Origin of the sequence: Kitasatospora sp. NPDC101155, assembly GCF_044768305.1 — a bacterium.
GTDB lineage: Bacteria > Actinomycetota > Actinomycetes > Streptomycetales > Streptomycetaceae > Kitasatospora.
On record NZ_JBIWPN010000004.1, the window covers coordinates 173,938 to 189,047 of the forward strand.

The following is a 15,110-nucleotide window of genomic DNA, read 5'->3' on the forward strand; positions in this document are numbered from 1 at the left end:
GACGTCGGGGCTCAGACCATCGCCTCGTGCACGAAACACCACCGCCAGTCCTCGCCGGGTTCGAACGACCGGACGATCGGGTGCCCGTCGGTCGCTGCGTGAGCGCGGGCGTGCCGCATCGGCGAGGAGTCGCAGCAGCCGACGTGGCCGCAGGTCAGGCACAGGCGCAGGTGCAACCACGGAGTCCCCGTGCGCAGGCAGTCCTCGCAGCCCTGCGGTGTTCTGGGCGCCACGGGCCGGACCATGGACAGGTGCGGGTCGGGAAGGCTGGTCATCGCGGCCTCCCGGAGGTGGAGTCGGCCGGTCCGTGGGGCGCCGAGAGTGACTCGTCCACCCACCGGCGCAGCGCGTTGGCGGGCGCGGCTCCGGTCTGGCGGGCGACGGGCCTGCCATGGTCGAGGATCAGCAGGGTGGGTACGGCTTGGACCTCGAACCGCCGCGCCAGGGCCGGCGACCTGTCGATGTCGACCTTCACGAGCTTGATCCGGCCGGCCAGGTCCTCGGCGACCTGTTCGAGGGCTGGGCTCACCATGCGGCAGGGGCCGCACCAGGTGGCCCAGAGGTCGACGAGCACGGGCAGGCTCGCCTGCTCGGCGACCTCCGCGAAGTCGGTGTCGCCCGCCTCGGCGATCCACGGCAGCGGGGCCCGGCAGTTTCCGCAGCGCGGGCTGCCCTCCGCCGCGGCGGGTACGCGGTTGGTCCGGCCGCAGTTGGTGCAGACGACCGTCGGCGGCGACGCCCCGGCGCCGTCGGTACTGCCGTCACGGCCCCTGCGGACGGCGCGGCCTTCTGGGGAAGTGGTCATTACCGCTCCTGCAGCTCGTCCTGGAGGGTGACGGTCAGTTCGGCGGCCCTGGCGTCGACCAGGATGGTCACGCCTTCGCGTGCCTCGCCGCTGAGCAACGCGCGGCCGATCCTGGTCTCGACCTCGTGCGCGATGAAGCGGCGCAGCGGCCGGGCGCCGTAGACCGGGTCGTAGCCCTCGGCCGCAATCAGCCGACGGGCGTCCTCGGTGAGTACTAGCTCGATCCGCTGCTCGGCGAGGCGGTGGCGCAGGTCCTCCAGCAGCAGGTCCACGATGCGCTCGATCTGCGCGATGCCGAGCGGGTGGAAGAGCACGATGTCGTCCACCCGGTTGAGGAACTCGGGCCGGAAATGGCCGTTGAGTTCGTCCATCACCAGGTCCCGCACCTCAGGCTTGATCTCGCCGGCCTGGGTGGCGTCCTGGAGCAGGTACTGGGAGCCCAGGTTCGAGGTCATGATGATGACGGTGTTGCGGAAGTCGACGGTACGGCCCTGCGCGTCGGTGATCCTGCCGTCGTCCAGCACCTGGAGCAGCGTGTTGAAGACGTCGGCGTGCGCCTTCTCGATCTCGTCGAACAGGACGACCGAGTACGGCTTGCGACGCACCGCCTCGGTCAGCTGACCGCCCTCCTCGTAGCCCACGTATCCGGGGGGCGCGCCGACCAGGCGGCTGACGGTGTGCCGTTCCTGGTACTCGCTCATGTCGAGGCGGATCATGTTGCTCTCGCTGTCGAACAACGCGGCGGCCAGGGTCTTGGCCAGCTCGGTCTTCCCGACGCCGGTTGGGCCGAGGAAGATGAACGAGCCGATCGGCCGGCGCGGGTCGCGTACCCCGGAGCGTGCCCGGATCACCGCGTCGGCGACGAGCTGGACGGCCTCGTCCTGGCCCACGACCCGCTCGCGCAGGATCTCGTCCAACTTGAGCAGCTTCTGCCGCTCGCCCTCCTGGAGCCGGGTGACCGGGATGCCGGTCCACGCGGAGACGATCTCAGCGATCTCCTCGGCGGTCACCACCTCACGCAGCATCCGGCTCTCGCCCTGCTTGTGGGCGAGCTGTTCCTCCTCGGCGGCCAGCCGGCGCTCCAGTTCGCTGACGGTTCCGTAGCGCAGCTGGGCGGCCCGGTTGAGGTCGTAGGCGCGTTCGGCCTGCTCGGCCTCCTGCCGGGCGCGTTCCAGTTCCTGGCGCAGTTCCTGGACCTTGCGGATGGCCTGGCGCTCGGCCTCCCACTGGGCGTGCTTGGCGTCCACCTCGCCCCGCAGGTCGGCCAGTTCACGCCGCAGGTCCTCCAGGCGGGCGCGGCTGGCCGGGTCGGTTTCCTGGTCCAGCGCGGCCTCCTCGATCTCCAGCCGGGTGGCCCGGCGGGTGAGTTCGTCGAGTTCGGCGGGCATGGAGTCGATCTCGGTCCGCAGCCGCGCGCAGGCCTCGTCGACCAGGTCGATGGCCTTGTCCGGGAGGAAGCGGTCGCTGATGTAGCGGTGGCTGAGGGTGGCGGCGGCGACCAGCGCGCCGTCCTGGATCTTGACGCCGTGGAAGATCTCCAGTCGCTCCCGGATGCCACGCAGGATGGAGATCGCGTCCTCGACGGTCGGCTCGTCCACCTGGACGGTCTGGAAGCGGCGTTCCAGGGCCGCGTCGGACTCGATGTGCTTGCGGTACTCGTCCAGCGTGGTGGCGCCGATCATGTGCAGCTCGCCGCGCGCCAGCATCGGCTTGAGCATGTTGCCCGCGTCCATCGCGCCCTCGGCGGCGCCGGCCCCGACGACGGTGTGCAGCTCGTCCACGAACAGCAGGATCCGGCCCTCGGCTCCCTTGACCTCGGACAGCACGGCCTTGAGGCGCTCCTCGAACTCGCCGCGGTACTTCGCCCCGGCCACCAGCGAGCCCATGTCGAGCGAGAACACCGTCTTGTCCCGCAGCCCTTCCGGCACGTCGCCGCGCACGATCCGCTGGGCCAGGCCCTCCACGATGGCGGTCTTGCCGACACCCGGCTCGCCGATCAGCACAGGGTTGTTCTTGCTCTTGCGGCTGAGGATCTGGATCACCCTCCGGATCTCCGCGTCACGCCCGATCACCGGGTCGAGGCGACCGCTGCGGGCCTCGACAACGAGGTCGCGCCCGTACTTCTCGAGGGCCTCGTACGCTTCCTCAGGATTGGCGGAGGTGACCCGTTGATTCCCGCGCACCGTGGTGAGGGCGGTGAGGAAGGAGTCCTTACTGACGCCCTGTTCACCGAGCCGCCGACCGGCTGCGGTGATCGAACCCTCGTCCACCAGGGCCAGCACCAGGTGCTCGGTGGAGACGTACTCGTCCTTGAGCCGCTTGGCCTCCTGCTCCGCGGTGTCGAGCAGCCGGGCCAGCCGCTGGGTCACCATCACCCGGCCGGGGGCGGCGCCCGGACCGGTCGTCCGCGGGCGCTTGGCGAGATCGGCCTCGACGGCGGCCCGCAGGGCTGCCGGGTCTGCGCCGGCCCCGGCCAGCAGACGGGTGGTCAGGCCATCCTGCTGATCGAGAAGGGCCAGCAGCAGATGCTCCCCGTCGACCTCGGTCTGGCCCATCCGTACCGCGACGCTCTGCGCTTCCTGCAGCGCTTCCTGGGACTTCTGGGTGAGGCGGTTCATGTCCATGGTGCGGGCTCCTTGGCGGCTCGTTCGCTGCGCCGCAGTGCGGTTTCCAAGCGTTCGATGCGGTCGAGCAGGTCCAGGACGACACCGATGGCCGCGTAGTTGAGGCCCAGTCCGATCCGCAGCCGCTGCACCCGGGCGATGGCCGACGGCGCGCTCGGCCGGAACCACAGCCGGCCCCGGGCATCGCGCTCGGCGTCCACCAGCCCGAGGGCGACGAAGCGGCTGACGAGTTCGGGCGGCAGTCCACTCCTGCTGGCCACTGCGGCCATGGTGAGCCGGTAGGGGCTGGGGCTGGTTCGGTAGATCCGCACCAGGGGATAGGCGGCCCTGGTGCCGGGCTGTCCGGTGCCTTCGGCGGGAGAACGCTGTTCGGCTCTCATGTCTGCTTCCTCGGGTCGAAGGAGGAGACGGCGGCCAGTTCCTCGAACAGCTCGCGCTCGCGCGGGCCGGGCGAGGGCGGCACCATCACCTGGATTTCGGCGTAGAGGTGACCGGGGGAACCTTTGGGGTCGGGCATCCCCTCGCCGCGCAGCCGCAGCCTGCGGCCGGTGGAGGTACCGGCCGGCACATGCACCTTGACCGTCCCGCCAGGACCGGAGACCGGTACCGTCGCCCCCAGCGCGGCCTCCCAGGCGGTAACCGGCAGTTCGACGTGGATGTCGCGCCCGACGAGCCGATAGCGGGGATGGGGGGCGATGCGGACCACCAGATAGAGATCCCCGGCGGAACCCGGGCCGCGGCCCCGGCCGCCCTCCCCCGCGAGCCGAATGCGCTGCCCGTCGACGACGCCGGCCGGGATGGTGACGTCGTAGCTGCGCTCCCCGCCGGGACCGCCGAGGGTGATCTTCCGCCGGCCACCGCGGTACGCCTCCTCCACACTGAGCGTGAGTTCGGCCTCCTGGTCCGCGCCGGGGATCGGGCTGCCCCGTCCGGCGCCCCCGGCCCGGCCGCCGAACATACCTCCGAAGAGATCCTCGAAGTCCACGCCGGAGGTGCCGAAGCCGGTCTCCGTCCAGGTCCGGGCGCCTGCCCGGTCGGCGCCTCGGGCGCCTCCGAAGGGACTGCCGCGGTACGCGCCGGCCCCGCCACCGAAGCCCTGGGCGGCCGCGACACGCTCGTCGTAGTCCTCCGGAATCTGCCGGAAGTCGGGGCCGAACCGGTCGTAGCGGGACCGGGTGTCGGGGTCGGACAGCACGCTGTACGCCTCGTTGATCTGCTTGAAGCGCTCCTCCGCGGCCGGATCGCGGTTGACGTCCGGGTGGTAGCGGCGGGCCAGGGTACGGAACGCCTGCTGGATCTCGGCGGCGTCGGCGGCGCGGGGGACGCCCAGCACCTCGTAGTAGTCGTCTGCCATGGCGGCCTCACTCCTGCTTGCGGCTGACCGCTACCGCGGCCGGCCGCAGCCGGCGGCCGGGTTCGCCGTACCCGGGCCGCAGCACCTGGACAACGGTGCCCGCAGTCGTGTCCGGTTCATCCACCACGGACACCACCTCGTGCTGCTCGGGATCGAAGGGGACGCCGGTCTCCTCGTAGCGGGGGTAGCCCAGGCTTCGCAACACCTCGACGGCCTGGTCGCGTACCGCCCGCACTCCGCTGACGATCGCACCGGGGTCGCCGGCGCCCGCGTGGGCGAGGGCCAGTTCGAGGTTGTCGACGACCGGGAGGAACGCCGCGGCCACCCTGGCCCGCTCAGCCTCCCGTTCCCGGGGAAGCTCACGGGCGTGGCGCTTGCGGAGGTTGTCGAGGTCGGCGAGGGCTCGCCGCCACCGGTCCTCCAGTTCCTCGGCCTCGGGGCGGCGGGGCGCCTGCTCCTGCTCCCCGGCTTCGGGGGCCCGCGGGATCCTCTGCGGTGTGGGCGTCCGCTCGGGCGACGGCTGCTCGCGCTCGGGAGGGGCGCGGTCCTCGGCCGGACGCGGCTGTTCCTGATCGGACATGTCGCCGCCTCAGCTCCTGTCGAAATCGGCGTCGATGACGTCGTCGTCGCCCCTCGCGGAGCCGCCCTCGGGACCCTGGCCAGGCGCCGCGCCAGGCTGGGCTCCACCCCCGGCTCCGCCCGGTCCGGCGGCGTGGGCGGCCAGCGCCGCGTAGACCTGCTGGAGTTCGGAGGCCAGGCTCCGGGACCGTTCCGCCGGCGCCTCCTCCTTGACGGCGGCACGCGCCTCGTCGACGAGCAGTTGGGCTCGGGCGCGCTCGTGCTCCGGAGCGGCGTCGCCGAGGTCATCCAACCGGCGCTCCACCTGGTACGCGGCGGCGTCGAGCTCGTTGCGGGCGTCGATGGCCTCGCGCAGGGCCAGGTCGCTGGTGCGGTTGCTCTCGGCCTCGTTGATCATCCGCTCGACCTCGGAGGGGTCGAGGTTGGAGCCCTCACTGATGGTGATCGACTGCTCGGCGCCAGTGTCCCGGTCCTTGGCGCTGACCTTGAGGATGCCGTTGGCGTCGATGTCGAAGGTGACCTCGATCTGGGTCTCCCCACGCCGGGCCGGCCGCAGGTTCTCCAGCCGGAAGCGGCCCAGCACCCGGTTGTCGGCGGCCAGTTCGCGTTCCCCCTGGAGCACGACGATGTCCACGGCCGGCTGGTTGTCCTCAGCCGTGGAGAAGGTCTCGGACCGGCGGGCGGGGATGGTGGTGTTCCGCTCGATGATCTTGGTCATCACGCCGCCGGCTGTCTCGACGCCCAGCGACAGCGGGGTGACGTCCAGCAGCAGGACGTCCTTGACCTCACCCTTGAGCACACCGGCCTGGATGGCGGCGCCCAGCGCCACGACCTCGTCGGGGTTGACGCTCATGTTCGGGTCCTTGCCGCCGGTCAGCCGGCGGACCAGGTTCTGCACGGCAGGGATGCGGGTCGAGCCGCCGACGAGGATGACCTCGTCGATGTCGTTGTCGGTGACCTTGGCGTCGCCCATCGCGGTCCTGACCGGTTCGAGGCAGCGCTCCACCAGGTCCGAGGTGATCTGCTCGAAGGTGGAGCGGCGGACCGTCTCGGTGAGGTGCTTCGGCCCGGAGGCGTCCGCCGTGATGAACGGCAGGCTCACCTGGGTCTGGGTGACCGAACTCAGCTCGGTCTTCGCCTTCTCGGCCGCCTCGAACAGTCGCTGCAGCGCCTGCGGGTCCTTGCGCAGGTCGATGCCCTCGGCCTTCTGGAAGCCGTCCGCCAGGTGGTCCACCAGACGGCGGTCGAAGTCGTCGCCGCCCAGGTGGGAGTCGCCCGCCGTGGCGCGGACCTCCACCACACCGTCGCCGACGTCCAGCAGGCTGACGTCGAAGGTGCCGCCGCCGAGGTCGAAGACCATCACCGTCTCGTGCCCCTTCTTGTCCAGCCCGTAGGCCAGCGCCGCGGCGGTCGGCTCGTTGATGATCCGCAGCACGTCGAGGCCGGCGATCCTCCCGGCGTCCTTGGTGGCCTGGCGCTGGGCGTCGTTGAAGTAGGCAGGTACGGTGATGACCGCCTCGGTCACCTTCTCGCCGAGCGACTTCCCTGCGTCGTCCGCGAGCTTGCGCAGCACCTGCGCGCTGATCTCCTCCGGCGCGTACTGCTTCCCCCTCACCTCGAAACGGGCCACCCCGCCGGGCCCCTCGACCACGTCGAAGGAGACCGCCTTGGCCTCGTCGGAGATCTCGTCGTAGCGACGTCCGATGAACCGCTTCGCGGAGGTGATGGTGCCCTTGGGGTTCAGGATCGACTGCCGCCGCGCGAGCTGTCCGACCAGCCGCTGGCCGTCATCGGAGAAGGCGACCACCGACGGGGTCGTCCTGGCCCCCTCCGCATTCGGGACGACCGAGGGCTCACCGCCCTCCCAGACCGCGATGACCGAGTTGGTGGTGCCGAGATCGATGCCAACTGCCTTCGCCATGGGAATCTCCTCCGTCGCGACGCGGGACCGGTCGGCGGGCAGCCAGGCGTACAGACGGCGTACCACACCCAGTAGCAGCCTCGCAGGGCACGCGGCGCACTTCCTCGCCTCGGCAGGACCAATCCGCGCCGCGGTTCCGGTCCCCGAGGACGGGGACGCGACACGGTTCGTCGTCGTGGAACGCGTGTCGGGCGGCGAAGCGGGTAGGCGGTAAGACCACTGCCGAGCCGCAAATGGACCTGCTATGGACGCTGCGCCTTCTCCGACCGCTGGTCCCCTCCGCCCCGTCCCGCAGCCGGCGGCCGCGCAACACGCACTGCTACGCCTGGTGACGGGCATGCTCGACGGCGAGGACGAGCGCGAGGTGCTGTGGGGGGGCATGGCGGCGATCGCCGCCACCGGTCCTTTTTCCGCCGAAGCGGCTTATGCCGTCCACAACGGTCTGGCCCGGCGCTGCTCACCACGCCGGGTGGCTTCCTCCACGGTCGCCCGGCCGGGGGATGCGACGCGGGAACCTGAGGGGGGCCCCGCCGACGAAGCAGCCGCTGCCGACGTGGTGGCCGCCGACCTGCTCGACCGGCGGATCGACTCTCTGGACGGCCGCAGCCACCACCTGCACAAGCCGGGCGGACCGTGGGTGTGGGCCATCGCACTGCGGTACCGGGAAACCTGCCTCGGCTATCTCGTCGTCCGGTCCCTGACCACGCCCTCGGCTGAGGAGACCGCTCTGACCGACCTGCTCGCGCGGCAGACCGGGATCGTCCTCGCGCGCCTCACCGGGCGCCGGGGCGAGCCAGCCGCCGGGTCGGGGGACATGCCGGGGAGCGGGGACCTGTTTGACACCGGGAACCTGCCGGAGCCCGAGGACGGCTCACCCACCGCGGACCTCGGCAAGAGAACTGCCTCCGCCCTCGCCTCGCGGCTCGCCACCTATGACGCGCTCTCCCGCGCCGCCGTCTCCGGCAGGGGCGAGGCGGGAATCCTCCAGACCCTGCACGAGCGCACAGGATTCGTGACCCTCACCGAGGACCCCTTCGGCAACCCGCGGGCCTGGGCGGGCCCCTTCGGCGGTGGCCCCCGGAGCGGAGTCGGCAGCGGAACCCGCCCCGAGTCGGAGAACCGGCGCCGGGACGCCCTGATGCACCGCGCGCGGCGCCAGCCCGGCGCCGTCCGGGACCGTGACCGGCTGGTCATGCCCATAGAGATGGCGGGAGACCTGCTCGGTGTCATCGTGCTGGATGATCCGGACCAGCGGGCGGCGGAAGCGGACACATCGGCGCTCGAACAGGCCGCTCGGGTGCTGGCTCCCCTTCTCTTCCACGAGCGCAGACTGGCCGAGCTGGAGCCCCAGCTGCGCCGCGACCTGGTCGACCGGTTGGTCTCAGGTGAGGGGACACAGGACGCCTTCACCCAGGCAGCAGCCCTGGGCCACGACCTGCACCGGCCGCACAAAGTCGCCGTACTGGAGTGGCCGGGGGCACCTGAGGGGGCGGCGCTCTGCGACGCGGTGACACGGGCGGCGGAGCGGTTGCGTCGGGACGTGCTCGTCGGCTCTCGTGGCGCGACCACGGTCGTCCTGGTGGCCTGTGAGGACCCGCGTGATCCGGGAGACGAGCTGTACAAGGCCGTCTCAGAGGGCCTGGGCACCGGCGCAGGCGCGATTGGGGTCGGCGGCCGGTGCGAGGTCCTCGCAGATCTGCCGCACTCCTACGACGAGGCCGTCCGTGCCCTCGCCGTCCGCCGCCGTTCCCAGGACCCGTACGGCAGCACCGCCTTCGACGAGCTGGGCCTGTGCCGCATGATGGGCACCGGCGAAGGCGAGCGGGAAGCCGACCTCTTCGTCCACGTATGGCTGGGCCGGCTGCTGGACTACGACGCCCAGCACCACACCGAGCTGGTGATGACACTCTCGCGCTACCTGGAGAGCGGCTGCAGCTACGACGCGACTTCTGAGATGCTCCTCATCCACCGCAGCACGGTCCGCTACCGCCTCCAGCGCATCGGCGAGATCACCGGCCACGACCTCGGCGTCGTCGAGACGCGCCTCAATCTGCACATTGCCACCCGCATCCGCAACGTGCTCGACCCACCGCGTTGAGTCGCGGGCGAGCCCGTGGTGGCCACTTCGGGTGACGATCCTGCGAGCAGCCGATCCGTCACCGTCAGACCGCCTCCGGGCAGCGCCGCGCGGTGGTGGGCCGGCCCTTCGTGCGAGGACCTGCCACAGATCGGCTGACGCGACTTCCCGGCCTCCCGCTGCTCGGCCAGGTCCAATACGCGAACGATCCAGGAGACCAGTTGGATCGCGGCCTTGATCTCGCGGCGGACGACAGTGGCCTGGTGGAAGGTGACGGGCTGCTTCTCCGCGATGCGGCGAAGCAGCCGCAGGTGATGCCAGGTCGCGAAGCTGCGGACCACCTGGCGCTCGGCAGGGTCCTCGACCCTGGCGACGGCGTGGGGGAGCCAGCGTTCCAGTTGGGCAAGGTGTTCGTCACGGACCGGCAGGACGCGGTCTGCGGCCAGGGCCGCCCGAAGGTGCCGGACCGCTCTGGCGGGGTGCTGGAGTCCGTCGAGGAGGTCGTGCGTGACGGGCCCCGTCGCGGCGGCGAGGGAGGCCAGCAGGCGCCGCGGAACGGGTTCACGAAGCCAGTAGACGGCCTTGGTCGCGAGCCAGCCTGCCGTCCCTTCCGGGCCGCCCCTCCTGCCCAGCGTCGCTCCGCCGAGCACCGTGCCGAGGCCGATCCCGACGTAGATGGCCGAGGAGTTGAGCGAGACCGCCAACGGCGCCTCCTGCGGACCGAACGTCGAAGGAGGCAGCCGAAACGATCAGCCCGCGCAGGTCGGGCAGAGCCCCCGGTAGGTGACCTCGGCGCCGGACACGGCGAAGCCGAAGCGCTGGTCGGCCGGGAGGTCGGAGAGCGGGTTGCCGAGCGGGTGGACGTCGCGGATGGCGCCGCAGCCGGTGCAGATCAGGTGCTGGTGCGGGTGGTGGGCGTTGGGGTCGTAGCGCTTGGCGCGCCCGTCTGTGGAGACCTCGATGACCTCGCCGAGGGTGACCAGTTCGCCGAGGGTGTTGTAGACGGTCGCGCGGGAGATCTCCGGGAGGCGCTCGGCCGCCCGGGCGTGCACCTCGTCCGCGGTCAGGTGCACGTGCTCGCCGTCCAGGACCTCGGCGACGACACGCCGCTGGGAGGTGAGGCGCCAGCCGCGCCCGCGCAGCCGCTCCAGCAGGTCACTCATATCGGTTCACCTATTCAGGTCATGGGGGAGACCGGAGTTTACCAATACACATCCGCTGTGGTCCGGTTCCCGAACGCATATGGATTTGGTGTCTTTCTTGACTTGGATTCTGTCCATCGTAGGATCGGCTCCGGCGCTAGCCTGGGTAGCAGCAGTTCGCAGCAGACACAGCGATACCCAGAAGTAGCAGCAGTACACAGCAGTAGCAGCAGTTGGTGCCGTAGGTAGCAGCAAGACACCGTGATCCGCCTTGTAGGGAAGGATTCCCATGTCTGAGAACCACGATGCAACCGGCGTAGAGGCGAGCGCGGAAGGCTGCCCGGTCAACCACGGGCGCGCGCTTCACCCCACCCAGGGCGGCGGGAACCGCCAGTGGTGGCCGGAACGGCTGAACCTGAAGATCCTCGCCAAGAACCCCGCCGTGGCCAACCCGCTGGGTGGGGACTTCGACTACGCCGAGGCCTTCAACTCCCTCGACCTCCCGGCCGTCAAGCGCGACATCCAGGAGGTGCTCACCACCTCGCAGGACTGGTGGCCCGCCGACTTCGGCAACTACGGTCCGTTCATGATCCGCATGGCCTGGCACAGCGCCGGCACCTACCGGATCAGCGACGGCCGCGGTGGCGCCGGTGGTGGCCAGCAGCGCTTCGCCCCGCTGAACAGCTGGCCGGACAACGCCAGCCTGGACAAGGCCCGCCGACTGCTCTGGCCGGTGAAGAAGAAGTACGGCCGCAGCCTGTCCTGGGCCGACCTGATGGTCCTGGCCGGCAACGTCGCCCTGGAGGGCATGGGCTTCGACACCTTCGGCTTCGGCGGCGGCCGCGTCGACGAGTGGGAGCCCGACGAGGACGTGTACTGGGGCCCCGAGACCGTCTGGCTCGACGACAAGCGCTACACCGGCGACCGTGAGCTGGAGAGCCCGCTGGCCGCCGTCCAGATGGGCCTGATCTACGTCAACCCCGAGGGCCCCAACGGCAACCCCGACCCGATCGCCGCCGCCCGCGACATCCGCGAGACCTTCTACCGGATGGCGATGAACGACGAGGAGACCGTCGCGCTGATCGCCGGCGGCCACACCTTCGGCAAGACCCACGGCGCCGGCCCGGCGGACAGCGTCGGCCCGGACCCGGAGGCCGCGCCGATCGAGCAGTTGGGCCTCGGCTGGAAGAGCAGCTACGGCACCGGCGTCGGCGGCGACGCGATCACCAGCGGCCTTGAGGGCACCTGGACGGCCACCCCGATCACCTGGGACAACAGCTTCTTCGAGACGCTGTTCGGCTACGAGTGGGAGCTCACCAAGAGCCCGGCCGGCGCCCACCAGTGGAAGCCGAAGGACGGCGCCGGCGAGGGCACCGTCCCGGACGCGCACGACCCGAGCAAGCGGCACGTCCCGATCATGCTCACCACCGACCTGTCGCTGCGCTTCGACCCGGTCTACGGGCCGATCTCCCAGCGCTTCCTGGAGAACCCGGACCAGTTCGCCGACGCCTTCGCCCGCGCCTGGTTCAAGCTCACCCACCGCGACATGGGCCCGATCGTGCGCTACCTCGGCCCGGAGGTCCCGAGCGAGCAGCTGCTCTGGCAGGACCCGCTGCCGGCCGTCTCGTACCAGCAGGTCGGCACCGCCGACGTCGCCGACCTCAAGCGTCGGATCGCCGCCACCGGCCTGTCGGTCTCCGAGCTGGTCTCCACCGCCTGGGCCGCGGCCTCCTCCTTCCGCAGCAGCGACAAGCGCGGCGGCGCCAACGGCGGCCGGATCCGGCTGCAGCCGCAGGCCGGCTGGGAGGTCAACGAGCCCGACCGGCTGGCCGCCGTGCTGCGCGCCCTGGAGGGCGTGCGGGAGGAGTTCAACGCGCAGGCCGGCGACAAGCAGGTCTCGCTGGCCGACCTGGTGGTGCTGGCCGGTGGCGTCGGCGTCGAGCAGGCCGCCAAGGCGGCCGGCCTCGCGGTCGAGGTGCCGTTCGCGCCCGGCCGGGTGGACGCCCCGCAGGAGCTGACCGACACCGAGTCCTTCGCCGCGCTGGAGCCGAAGGCCGACGGCTTCCGGAACTGGGTCGGCAAGGGCAACCGCCTGCCGGCCGAGTTCCTGCTGCTCGACAAGGCGAACCTGCTGGGCCTGAGCGCGCCCGAACTGACCGTCCTGGTCGGCGGTCTGCGCGTGCTGGGCGCCAACCACCAGCAGTCCGCGCACGGTGTCCTCACCAAGACCCCGGGCGTGCTGACGAACGACTTCTTCGTCAACCTGCTGGACCTGGGCACCAGCTGGAAGTCCACCTCGGAGGACGCGCACACCTTCGAGGGCCGGGACGCCTCCGGCGCGGTCAAGTGGACCGGCACCCGCGCCGACCTGGTCTTCGGCTCGAACTCCGAACTGCGCGCCGTCGCCGAGGTGTACGCGAGCGACGACGCCAAGGAGAAGTTCGTGTCGGACTTCGTCGCGGCCTGGGTCAAGGTCATGAACGCGGACCGCTTCGACCTGGTGTGACAGGGCTGACCTAGACGGGAGCCCGGGGGCACCAACCCCCGGGCTCCCGTTGTGTGTTGTCGCGTGTCGGCGCGGGTCAGCGCGGATCGGGCACGGAGCCCACGCTGACCAGCCCGGTCTCGTACGCCGCGACCACCACCTGGGCCCGGTCCCGCAGGCCCAACTTGCCCAGGATCCGGGCGACGTGGGTCTTCACCGTCGCTTCGGAGAGCTGCAGCCCGGCGGCCAGCTCGGCGTTGCTCAGACCCCGGGCGAGCAGCGTCATCACCTCCAGCTCGCGCGGGGTGAGGGTGGCCAGCTCGCGGTGCGGGGCGGCGGCATCCGGGGCAGCCGGTCGGGCGAAGCGCTCGACCAGGCGGCGGGTGATCGCGGGGGCGAGCAGCGCGTCGCCGGTGCGCACCAGCCGGACGGCGGCGGCCAGGTGCTCCGGGGTGACGTCCTTCAGCAGGAAGCCGCTGGCCCCGGCGGCCATCGCGGCGTAGACGTAGTGGTCCAGGTCGAAGGTGGTCAGCATGATGATCCGCGGTGCGTGCTCGGCCCCGCCAGGGCCGTCGGCGAGGATCCGGCGGGTGGCCTCCAGCCCGTCCAGGCCGGGCATCCGGATGTCCATCAGCACCACGTCCGGTCTGGTCCGGCGGACGGCGGCGACCGCCTGCTCGCCGTCCTCGGCCTCGGCGACCACCTCGATCCCCTCGGACTCCAGGATCAGCCGGAACCCGATCCGGACCAGGGCCTGGTCGTCGGCCACCACCACGCGCAGCGCGCTCATCAACTCTCCAGCGGGATCAGGGCCGTGACGCGGTAGCCACCGCGCGGCCGGGGACCGGTGTGCAGGGTGCCGCCGTAGACGGCGAGGCGTTCGCGCAGCCCGAGCAGGCCGCGCCCGTTGCCGGTGGCGGCGGCGCCGGTGGGGCGGCCGCCGGTGTCGGTGACCTCCACCCGCAGCCGGTCGGGGGTGTACTCGACGGTCACCGCGGCGTCGGCGCCGCCCGCGTGCTTGACGGTGTTGGTGAGCGCCTCCTGGACGACCCGGTAGGCGGCGAGTTCGACCCCGGGCGGGACGGCCCGGCGCTCGCCGCACACGCTCAGCTCCACCGGCAGCCCGGCCCGGCGCACGCCCTCGACCAGGGCGTCGAGCCGGTCGAGGCCGGGCTGCGGGCTGAGGTCGGCCTCCGCCGCCGGGTCCGCCCCGCTGCCCGCGTCGATGGTCAACAGGCCCATCACGTGCCGCAGTTCGGTCATCGCCGCGCGCCCGCCGGTCTCCACCGCGGCCATCGCCTCGCGGGCCTTGTCCGGGGCGGTGTCCAGGATCTTGCGGGCGGCCCCGGCCTGGATCGTCATCATGCTCACGTTGTGGGTCACCACATCGTGCAACTCCCGGGCGATCCGCGCCCGTTCGAGCTCCAAGGCGCGCTCCAGCGCGGCCAGCTGCTCGCGTTCCAGGGCGGACAGCCGCTCCCGCCCCTCCTCCACCCGGCGGCGCCACATCCGCAGTTCGTAGGCGACCGCCAGCACCGGCACCAGGACCAGGACGGCGATCACCCCGTTCGGGAAGTGCGGCAGCTTCGCGTCGTTGAACAGCACCACCAACGCGGCGGTGGCGACCGGTAGGTTCGGCAGCACGGCGCCCGGTCGGCGCCCGTACGCGGCCGCGCTGTAGGTGGCGACGATGACCGCCACACCCGCCGAGTACGCGATGTCCGCGGACTGTGACCGCACCAGCAGCGCGGCCGGCAGCACCGTCCACAGCACCGCCAGCGGATAGCGGCGGCGCAGCACCAGTGGCAGCGGGACGAGCGGGACGAGTAGCAGCACCCCGTGCCAGGTGCCGTCCCGCGGGGCGCCCGCGATGGTGGCGTAGCGGCCGGAGGTGAAGGCGAGGAACAGGGCCAGGGCCAGGTCGAAGACCTGGCCGCGCCGGGTCGGCCGGGGCGGGGGAGCCGCGCCGGGGTCGCCGCTCAGTCGGGCCGCCGCCGTGCGCAGCCGCTGCACCGTCGGATGGTCGATCACGTTGATCACCGGGACATTGTGGCGGTCGGCCGCCGTCCGTGACAGCCCCGCGGGCGACGGCAGCCGGTACACCGGGCGACTACATCGGAAGG

13 protein-coding genes are annotated in these 15,110 nt (G+C 71.6%); 2 read left to right on the forward strand and 11 right to left on the reverse strand.

What is annotated here, in order from left to right:
• Positions 1-11: 11 nt before the first annotated feature.
• The 7 genes from ACIRYZ_RS07510 to dnaK are packed head-to-tail and all read right to left on the reverse strand — an operon-like array spanning position 12 to position 7,283.
• Positions 12-275 carry a UBP-type zinc finger domain-containing protein gene (locus ACIRYZ_RS07510; RefSeq protein ID WP_402940853.1) on the reverse strand — a complete coding sequence of 88 codons (264 nt, stop codon included), beginning with the start codon at positions 273-275 and terminating at the stop codon, positions 12-14.
• The gene (gene trxA / locus ACIRYZ_RS07515) at positions 272-805 is read right to left on the reverse strand and encodes a thioredoxin (protein WP_402940855.1); all 534 of its coding nucleotides are present in this window, start codon (positions 803-805) and stop codon (positions 272-274) included. Before trxA ends, ACIRYZ_RS07510 begins: the two co-directional genes overlap by 4 nt.
• Positions 805-3,429 carry an ATP-dependent chaperone ClpB gene (gene clpB / locus ACIRYZ_RS07520; RefSeq protein ID WP_402940858.1) on the reverse strand — a complete coding sequence of 875 codons (2,625 nt, stop codon included), beginning with the start codon at positions 3,427-3,429 and terminating at the stop codon, positions 805-807. Before clpB ends, trxA begins: the two co-directional genes overlap by 1 nt.
• Complete coding sequence (locus tag ACIRYZ_RS07525) at positions 3,420-3,809, reverse strand: chaperone modulator CbpM (protein WP_402940861.1); 390 nt, start codon at positions 3,807-3,809, stop codon at positions 3,420-3,422. Before ACIRYZ_RS07525 ends, clpB begins: the two co-directional genes overlap by 10 nt.
• The gene (locus tag ACIRYZ_RS07530; RefSeq protein WP_402940864.1) at positions 3,806-4,783 is read right to left on the reverse strand and encodes a DnaJ C-terminal domain-containing protein; all 978 of its coding nucleotides are present in this window, start codon (positions 4,781-4,783) and stop codon (positions 3,806-3,808) included. Before ACIRYZ_RS07530 ends, ACIRYZ_RS07525 begins: the two co-directional genes overlap by 4 nt.
• Before the next feature lie 7 nt (positions 4,784-4,790).
• Positions 4,791-5,363: a nucleotide exchange factor GrpE gene (gene grpE, locus ACIRYZ_RS07535; RefSeq protein ID WP_402940866.1), complete on the reverse strand. Its 573-nt coding sequence runs from the start codon at positions 5,361-5,363 to the stop codon at positions 4,791-4,793.
• A gap of 9 nt (positions 5,364-5,372) precedes the next feature.
• Positions 5,373-7,283, reverse strand: coding sequence for a molecular chaperone DnaK (dnaK, locus tag ACIRYZ_RS07540; RefSeq protein WP_402940869.1), 1,911 nt, complete (start codon positions 7,281-7,283; stop codon positions 5,373-5,375).
• 337 nt (positions 7,284-7,620) lie between these two features.
• Here dnaK and ACIRYZ_RS07545 point away from each other — a divergent pair, with 337 nt between their 5' ends.
• Entirely contained in the window at positions 7,621-9,381 is a 1,761-nt protein-coding gene (locus tag ACIRYZ_RS07545) for a PucR family transcriptional regulator (protein ID WP_402940872.1), read from the forward strand.
• Here ACIRYZ_RS07545 and ACIRYZ_RS07550 read toward each other — a convergent pair.
• Complete coding sequence (locus ACIRYZ_RS07550) at positions 9,267-10,064, reverse strand: hypothetical protein (RefSeq protein WP_402940875.1); 798 nt, start codon at positions 10,062-10,064, stop codon at positions 9,267-9,269. The genes ACIRYZ_RS07545 and ACIRYZ_RS07550 overlap by 115 nt on opposite strands.
• A gap of 45 nt (positions 10,065-10,109) precedes the next feature.
• Positions 10,110-10,523 carry a Fur family transcriptional regulator gene (locus ACIRYZ_RS07555; protein WP_402940878.1) on the reverse strand — a complete coding sequence of 138 codons (414 nt, stop codon included), beginning with the start codon at positions 10,521-10,523 and terminating at the stop codon, positions 10,110-10,112.
• A 268-nt stretch (positions 10,524-10,791) separates the two neighbouring features.
• On the opposite strand from ACIRYZ_RS07555, the gene katG reads away from it, so the two are divergent.
• Complete coding sequence (gene katG, locus ACIRYZ_RS07560; RefSeq protein ID WP_402940881.1) at positions 10,792-13,008, forward strand: catalase/peroxidase HPI; 2,217 nt, start codon at positions 10,792-10,794, stop codon at positions 13,006-13,008.
• Between the two features lie 76 nt (positions 13,009-13,084).
• On the opposite strand, the gene ACIRYZ_RS07565 is transcribed toward katG, so the two are convergent.
• Complete coding sequence (locus ACIRYZ_RS07565; protein ID WP_393035140.1) at positions 13,085-13,777, reverse strand: response regulator; 693 nt, start codon at positions 13,775-13,777, stop codon at positions 13,085-13,087.
• Positions 13,777-15,027 (reverse strand): sensor histidine kinase, encoded by a 1,251-nt coding sequence (locus tag ACIRYZ_RS07570; protein WP_402940885.1) that lies wholly within the window; start codon positions 15,025-15,027, stop codon positions 13,777-13,779. Before ACIRYZ_RS07570 ends, ACIRYZ_RS07565 begins: the two co-directional genes overlap by 1 nt.
• Positions 15,028-15,110: the final 83 nt, after the last annotated feature.

Coding starts and splice junctions, on each gene's coding strand:
- trxA (WP_402940855.1), bottom strand. CDS start 805: ATGACCACTTCCCCAGAAGGCCGCGCCGTCCGCAGGGGCCGTGACGGC.
- grpE (WP_402940866.1), bottom strand. CDS start 5,363: ATGTCCGATCAGGAACAGCCGCGTCCGGCCGAGGACCGCGCCCCTCCC.
- ACIRYZ_RS07565 (WP_393035140.1), bottom strand. CDS start 13,777: ATGAGCGCGCTGCGCGTGGTGGTGGCCGACGACCAGGCCCTGGTCCGG.
- ACIRYZ_RS07545 (WP_402940872.1), top strand. CDS start 7,621: ATGCTCGACGGCGAGGACGAGCGCGAGGTGCTGTGGGGGGGCATGGCG.
- ACIRYZ_RS07525 (WP_402940861.1), bottom strand. CDS start 3,809: ATGAGAGCCGAACAGCGTTCTCCCGCCGAAGGCACCGGACAGCCCGGC.
- ACIRYZ_RS07530 (WP_402940864.1), bottom strand. CDS start 4,783: ATGGCAGACGACTACTACGAGGTGCTGGGCGTCCCCCGCGCCGCCGAC.
- ACIRYZ_RS07555 (WP_402940878.1), bottom strand. CDS start 10,523: ATGAGTGACCTGCTGGAGCGGCTGCGCGGGCGCGGCTGGCGCCTCACC.
- ACIRYZ_RS07510 (WP_402940853.1), bottom strand. CDS start 275: ATGACCAGCCTTCCCGACCCGCACCTGTCCATGGTCCGGCCCGTGGCG.
- clpB (WP_402940858.1), bottom strand. CDS start 3,429: ATGGACATGAACCGCCTCACCCAGAAGTCCCAGGAAGCGCTGCAGGAA.
- dnaK (WP_402940869.1), bottom strand. CDS start 7,283: ATGGCGAAGGCAGTTGGCATCGATCTCGGCACCACCAACTCGGTCATC.
- katG (WP_402940881.1), top strand. CDS start 10,792: ATGTCTGAGAACCACGATGCAACCGGCGTAGAGGCGAGCGCGGAAGGC.